General features: G+C 59.3%; 6 protein-coding genes. 5 read left to right on the top strand and 1 reads right to left on the bottom strand.

The annotated features are described in order from the left end of the window. Nucleotides 1-49: 49 nt before the first annotated feature. Entirely contained in the window at nt 50-1,051 is a 1,002-nt protein-coding gene (locus ABFT80_RS12340; protein WP_347972201.1) for an aldose epimerase family protein, read from the bottom strand. Nucleotides 1,052-1,203: 152 nt separating this feature from the next. On the opposite strand from ABFT80_RS12340, the gene ytfQ reads away from it, so the two are divergent. The 5 genes from ytfQ to ABFT80_RS12315 all read left to right on the top strand — a co-directional run bounded on the left by ytfQ (nt 1,204) and on the right by ABFT80_RS12315 (nt 6,632). After that, nucleotides 1,204-2,166, top strand: a complete 963-nt coding sequence (gene ytfQ / locus ABFT80_RS12335) for a galactofuranose ABC transporter, galactofuranose-binding protein YtfQ (protein WP_455189923.1) — start codon at nt 1,204-1,206, stop codon at nt 2,164-2,166. A 216-nt stretch (nt 2,167-2,382) separates the two neighbouring features. Beyond that, the gene (gene ytfR / locus ABFT80_RS12330) at nt 2,383-3,900 is read left to right on the top strand and encodes a galactofuranose ABC transporter, ATP-binding protein YtfR (protein ID WP_347972200.1); all 1,518 of its coding nucleotides are present in this window, start codon (nt 2,383-2,385) and stop codon (nt 3,898-3,900) included. After that, complete coding sequence (locus ABFT80_RS12325; protein ID WP_347972199.1) at nt 3,897-4,916, top strand: ABC transporter permease; 1,020 nt, start codon at nt 3,897-3,899, stop codon at nt 4,914-4,916. Before ytfR ends, ABFT80_RS12325 begins: the two co-directional genes overlap by 4 nt. Then, complete coding sequence (gene yjfF / locus ABFT80_RS12320) at nt 4,913-5,890, top strand: galactofuranose ABC transporter, permease protein YjfF (RefSeq protein ID WP_347972198.1); 978 nt, start codon at nt 4,913-4,915, stop codon at nt 5,888-5,890. Before ABFT80_RS12325 ends, yjfF begins: the two co-directional genes overlap by 4 nt. 4 nt (nt 5,891-5,894) lie before the next feature. Further along, entirely contained in the window at nt 5,895-6,632 is a 738-nt protein-coding gene (locus ABFT80_RS12315; RefSeq protein WP_347972197.1) for a FadR/GntR family transcriptional regulator, read from the top strand. Nucleotides 6,633-6,799: the final 167 nt, after the last annotated feature.

The raw sequence follows: 6,799 nt of genomic DNA, 5'->3' as shown, positions 1-6,799 counted from the left end.
GGCAGGACAGAGGGGGGCGCCTCGCGATTCCATCAAAATAGGAATCGCTTTAGATTTCCAGGAACCGGTATTCGGTGGTCTGCGCGTAGGTTTCATCCGGGCGCAGCACCGAGCCGGGAAATTCGGGATGATGGATCGCATCTGGAAAGCGCTGCGGTTCAAGGCAAAGTCCGCCGAAGCGTTGGCCTTTGCGCCCGCCTCGAAGCGGCTCAGACACGGGGAGGAAGTTCCCGTCGTAGAACTGCAGGCCGGGTTCGGTCGACCAGATTTCCATGGCCAGCCGCGATGCCTCCAGCCTTGCCGCCAGATGCGGCTGTGCAAACGGGCGCATGGCGAGAGCGAAATTATGATCGTAATCGACACGGGCGGTTTCTGATCTCGCCTTTTCGACAGGGCGCGCAGTCCGAAAATCGAACGCGGTACCTTCGACCGGTGCCAGTTCGCCGGTCGGGATGATGTCGGCATTCACCGGCGTATAGGCGTGAGCGGGAATGGTCAGCATGTGGTCGAGGATCGTGTCGCTGCCATCCAGATTGAAATAGCTGTGGGTCGCGAGATTGACGAGCGTCGGCTTGTCGGTTCGCGCGGTCAGGCCGATGACCAACTTGCCCGCCTGAATGCTGTAGCGGCAGGAAACGCGGAGATTGCCCGGATAACCCTGGTCGCCATCGGGCGAAACCAGCGTCAGCAACACCGATGATTTGTCGCGCTCCGCGATGGTCCAGAGTTTTTGCCAGAAACCGGCGCCGCCGCCATGCAGATGCGTACGGCCCTTTTCGTTGAGATGGAGCTGATGTTCCTCGCCATCCAGCTCGAAACGTCCATCGGCGATGCGGTTTGCGCAACGCCCGGCCACCGCGCCGAAGAATGCGCCATGCGTTCGATAGGCTTCCGGGTCGTCGAAACCCAGAACCACCGAGCGTGGTCCGCCCGAAGTTTCGACGATCAGATCGGCCAGCGTCGCGCCGTAATTCAGGATTTTGGCGGATAGACCGCCGCCGCGGATCTCCACGGATTCGATGCGTGAATTGGCTGCATTTTCGTTCGGCATTCGCGGTTCTCCTCCGGCCAGCTTGCCCTTGTCAGACAAGTTTTGAAGCGCGTCAACAAACGTATTTTATTTCGTATTACTATATGATAATAAAAATTCAGCCATTTGCGGAGGAGCGCGTTGGCGTCAATTTTCTCGGGAGGAAATCAATCATGAATTTCATGAAACGCTTGGGCTTGGGCACCGCTTTGGCGGTTGCATTCGCCGGTTCTGCCTATGCTGCAGACATGACTGTCGGGTTCTCGCAGATCGGCTCGGAATCGGGCTGGCGCGCTGCTGAAACCAGCGTCACGAAGCAGGAAGCCGAAAAGCGCGGCGTCGATCTCAAATTCGCCGATGCGCAGCAGAAGCAGGAAAACCAGATCAAGGCGATCCGCGGCTTCGTCGCGCAGGGCGTCGATGCGATCCTGCTTGCGCCGGTCGTCGCGACCGGTTGGGAAACCGTTTTGAAGGAAGCCAAGGACGCGGAAATCCCGGTCATTCTGCTCGATCGCCAGATCGATGCGTCGGACGATCTATACCTCACCGCCGTCACCTCCGATCAAGTGCATGAAGGCAAGGTTGCAGGCGACTGGCTGGTCAAGCAGGTGGCCGGCAAGGAATGCAACGTCGTCGAACTTCAGGGAACGACAGGCTCCTCGCCCGCAATCAACCGCAAGAAGGGTTTTGAGGAAGCGATCGCTGGCACGTCCACGATCAAGATCACCCGCAGCCAGACCGGCGACTTCACGCGCGCCAAGGGCAAGGAAGTCATGGAAGGCTTTCTGAAGGCCGAAGGCGGCGGCAAGAGCATTTGCGCACTCTACGCGCACAATGACGACATGGCCGTCGGCGCAATCCAGGCGATCAAGGAAGCGGGCCTCAAGCCCGGCAGCGACATCCTCGTCGTCTCGATCGATGCCGTGCCGGATATCTTCCAGGCAATGGCCAATGGTGAAGCCAATGCGACGGTCGAACTGACCCCCAACATGGCCGGTCCAGCCTTCGATGCGCTGGAAGCCATGAAGAAGGACGGAACGCAGCCGCCGAAGTGGATCCAGACCGAGTCCAAACTCTACACGCAGGCCGACGATCCGATGAAGGTTTATGAAGAAAAGAAGGGCCTCGGCTACTAGGATTTGAATGTAAACGCACCCTGCCGGTCATCTGACGCGGTTTTCTGCGCTTCCGGTGCTCACGTACAAATGTACGCTCCGCTCCGGTTCTCGAAATCCCGCGACATATGTCCCGGCAGGGCACGTTTCCAAATCAAATCCAGGCGCATGCCGGGCGTCGTCGGTTCAGGCCGATAGCCCGGTAATCCAATTCGTTTGTCGGACAGGTTCAAAATAATGACCGAAGGCACCGCTCTGATAGGCGCGCGCGGCGTCGGAAAATCTTTCCTTGGCTTCAAGGCGCTGGAAAACGTCGATTTTGAAGTTCGTTCCGGCGAAATCCACGCGTTGCTCGGTGAAAACGGCGCGGGAAAGTCCACCCTCATCAAGATTCTGACCGGCGTTTATCAGCTCGATTCCGGTGCCGTGACCATTGATGGCAAGCCCGTTACCGTGCGCGACACGCTGCATGCGCAGCAGCTCGGCATCGGTACGGTCTATCAGGAGGTCAATCTCCTGCCGAACCTTTCGGTGGCCGAAAACCTCTATATCGGCCGCCAGCCCAAGCGTTTCAGGCTTATCGACCGTCGGCAGATGGAGCGGGATGCGCGCGCACTGCTTGAGCAATACGATATCCACATCGACGTTTCGTCCGATCTCGCGCGTTATTCGGTTGCCGTGCAGCAACTTGTCGCAATTGCGCGCGCGGTCCATCTTTCCGGTCGCGTGCTGATCCTCGATGAGCCGACCGCCAGTCTCGACAGGCACGAGGTCGAAGTTCTGTTCGACATTCTGCGACGCCTGAAAGCGCGGGGCCTTGGCATTGTTTTCATCACGCATTTTCTCGATCAGGTTTACGCGATTTCCGATCGCGTGACCGTGCTGCGCAATGGCCGTCTGGCGGGCACTTCGCAGACTGCGAACTTGTCGCGCATCGATCTGGTTTCGCTGATGCTGGGGCGCAAGCTGGCCGAGGCGACCGAGCAGGGCAGGCGGGTGAAGCCGCCAGCCGCAGGACGCGCGGTTTCATTCAAAGGATATGGCCGTGCGCGCAGCATCGCGCCGTTCGATCTGGAAATCGATGCGGGCGAGGTCGTCGGCGTTGCGGGGCTTCTGGGGTCGGGCCGGACTGAGACCGCGCGGCTGCTTTTCGGCATCGACACGGCTGACAGCGGTACCGCCGAGATCGACGGCAAGGCGGTGCAGATACGCTCGCCGCAGGACGCGGTGAAATTCGGCTTCGGCCTTTGCCCGGAAGACCGCAAGACGGATGGCATCATCGGCGATCTTTCGGTGCGCGAAAATATTGCGCTGGCTTTGCAGGCAAGCCGCGGTTGGCTGCGCAGGCTTTCCACCGCCGAGCAGACGGCTATTGCCGACCGCTTCGTGAAGGCTCTCGACATCAGGACGACCGATATCGAAAAGCCGGTGAAATTCCTTTCCGGCGGCAACCAGCAGAAGGTCATTCTTGCGCGCTGGCTCGCCACCAATCCGCGTTTCCTGATTTTGGACGAGCCGACGCGCGGTATCGATGTCGGGGCGCATGCCGAGATCATCGAACTCATCAATCGGCTCTGCGATCAGGGCATGGCGCTGCTCGTCATCTCTTCGGAAATCGAGGAAATTGTCGCTTATTCGACGCGCGTTCTCGTCGTGCGCGACCGCGCGCATATCGGCGAACTGACTGGCGACGAGATCAATACTGGAACGATCATGCAGACAATTGCCGCAGAAACGAGGAGCGTGGAAGCATGAGCCTCGTGAAGAATGTGCTTGGAAGAGCGGCGCCCCAACTCGTATCGCTGGCCGTCATCCTCTTTTTGAGCTGGCTCGCCTTTCCGGGCTTCTTCGATCTGCGCTTTCAGGACGGACGGCTTTTCGGAAGCCTGATCGACGTGCTCAATCGCGGCGCGCCGGTGATGATCCTTGCAATCGGCATGACGGCTGTCATCGCCAGCAAGGGCGTCGATCTTTCGGTAGGCGCGGTCATGGCAATGTCAGGCGCAATCGCGGCAACGTTGACTGTCGCCGGGTATCCGTTGCCGGTGGTGATCGGCGCGGCCCTTAGTGTAGGTATTCTGTGCGGCCTCTGGAATGGCTTGCTCGTCGCTTTCTTCGACCTACAGCCGATTATCGCGACGCTGATATTGATGGTGGCGGGCAGGGGCATTGCGCAGCTCATCACCGAAGGTTTTATCGTCACCTTCAACGAGCCGACGCTGATCTTCTTCGGAACGGGTTCGTTCTTGGCCCTTCCAATGCCGGTCGTCATTGCAGCGATCCTTGCCGTCGTCGCAATTCTGGTCGCGCGGCGCACGGCACTAGGCCTGATGATCGAATCCATCGGCGTGAACCGAAGCGCCAGTACCTATGCGGGTCTGAACAGCAAGCTGGTGCTGATGGTGGTCTATGCCTTCTGCGGCTTCTGCGCGGCACTTGCGGGCATTATCGTTGCCGCCGATATTCGTGGCGCGGATGCCAACAATGCCGGTCTATGGCTGGAACTCGACGCGATCCTTGCGGTCGTCATTGGCGGCACATCGCTGCTTGGCGGGCGGTTTTCGATCATCATGTCGGTGCTCGGCGCGATCATCATTCAAGCGATGAACACCGGCATTCTGATTTCCGGTTTTCCGCCCGAGTACAATCTCATCGTCAAGGCAGCCGTCATCATCATGATCCTGCTCGCGCAATCTCTGTCGCTTGCGGGCGTCGGAGGTATTTTCCGGCCGCAGCGCGCGCCTGAAACCAAAAAGGCTGACGCAGCATGAGCACGAGACTTCTGCCTTTCTACGCGACCCTCATCATCTGCGTTCTGGCTTACGCAGCCTGCGTCATGCAGTTCCCGAACATGCTGTCGACGCGTGTTCTGGGCAATCTTTTGACGGACAATGCATTCCTTGGAATTGCTGCCGTAGGCATGACTTTCGTTATCATTTCGGGTGGCATCGACCTTTCGGTCGGCTCGGTCATCGCCTTCACGGGGGTTCTGCTGGCGGTTCTTATTACGAAATACGGCGTGCATCCTCTGGCGGCATTCGTTATCGCGCTCAGCCTCGCAACCGCTTTCGGTGCGGCGATGGGCATGACGATCCATTATCTGAATGTGCCTGCCTTTATCGTCACGCTGGCGGGCATGTTTCTGGCGCGCGGCATGTCCTTCGTGTTGAGTACGGAATCCATTCCAATCAGCCATGATTTTTATTCGATGCTGCAAGAAATGAGCTATCGCCTGCCAGGCGGTGGCAGGTTGACCTTCATCGGCCTTCTGATGGTCGCCGTTTTTCTTGCCGGCATCGCCATCGCGCATTTCACCAAGTTCGGCTCCTATGTCTATGCGATCGGCGGAAACCGGACTTCCGCCGAGCTTATGGGCGTGCCGGTCGCGCGCACCACCATCGGCATTTACGCGCTTGCGGGCTTTCTCTCCGGCCTATCGGGAATCGTTTTTTCGCTATACACCTCCGCCGGATATTCACTGGCGGCCGTCGGCGTCGAACTCGACACGATTGCCGCCGTGGTTATAGGCGGAACGCTGCTGACGGGCGGGGTGGGGTTGGTCGCGGGCACATTCGTCGGCGTCATCATTCAGGGGATCATCCAGACCTACATCGTTTTCGACGGCACGCTGTCTAGCTGGTGGACAAAGATCGTCGTCGGAATTCTGCTTTTTGCCTTCATAGCGCTGCAACGCGTATTGGTGGCGCTCTCAACAAGGAAAGCTTCAGCAATTGCCGCAAACTGATCCCATGGCGTTCCAGACCGGCTTGCACGAAAGGATCGGCGCGCCGCGCCCGCGCACGCATCACGGTCACGTCATGCACGATCTGGGTCTGGGCATCGTCAGCGGCCGTTATCCCGAAGGCGCGATTCTTCCGGGCGATGCCGAACTTCTGACCCGTTTCGGCGTGTCGCGCACGGTGTTGCGCGAAGCGTTGAAGACGCTGGCGGCAAAGGGGCTGATCCAGCCAAAGGCCAAGATCGGAACGCGCGTTCTGGAGCGGCAGCACTGGAACCTGTTTGACCCGGACATTCTGCGCTGGCACGTCGAGAAGGGCGTCGACGTCCGCTTCCTGCTGAACCTTTCGGAAATGCGTCTGGCGCTGGAGCCGGAAGCAGCAGCACTTGCCGCCGCGCGCCGCACCGAGCCGCAGCTTGAACAGCTTTATTACTGGATCGACCGGATGGCGGATGTGCGCGATGCAGGTTTCGATTTCGTGGATGCGGATCTGAAATTCCACATCGCGATTGCCGAAGCGTCCGGCAATCCCTTCATGCGTTCGATAAGTGCACTGATCGAGGTCGCACTTGCCATGACCTTCACGATCAGCTCGCCGATCCCCGACACGGAGCGCCATGCGCTGAGCGTCCGCAAACACCGCGACATAGCCGAGGCGATCGAGCGGCAGGACGAGGATGCAGCCCGCGAGGCGATGCGCGCGGTGATCCGTGAGGGGCAGGACCGGGTGCTGGCGGTTACGCCGTAACTGCACCTGACTTTAGAGCGGTTTCTGTTGGATGGAAGCATAAGACACCCCCCTCTGTCCTGCCGGACATCTCCCCCTCAAGGGGGGAGATTGGCTGACACAACTCTCCGCCTTCATTTTGCAACGTCAGCAATTGGGCCGCGGGTTCATGGCAGAGTGATCTCCCC

The sequence above is a fragment of the Foliimonas ilicis genome, assembly GCF_039939195.1.
GTDB classification, from domain to species: Bacteria; Pseudomonadota; Alphaproteobacteria; order Rhizobiales; family Rhizobiaceae; genus Foliimonas; species Foliimonas ilicis.
This window is presented reverse-complemented; position numbering and strand designations above follow the sequence as displayed.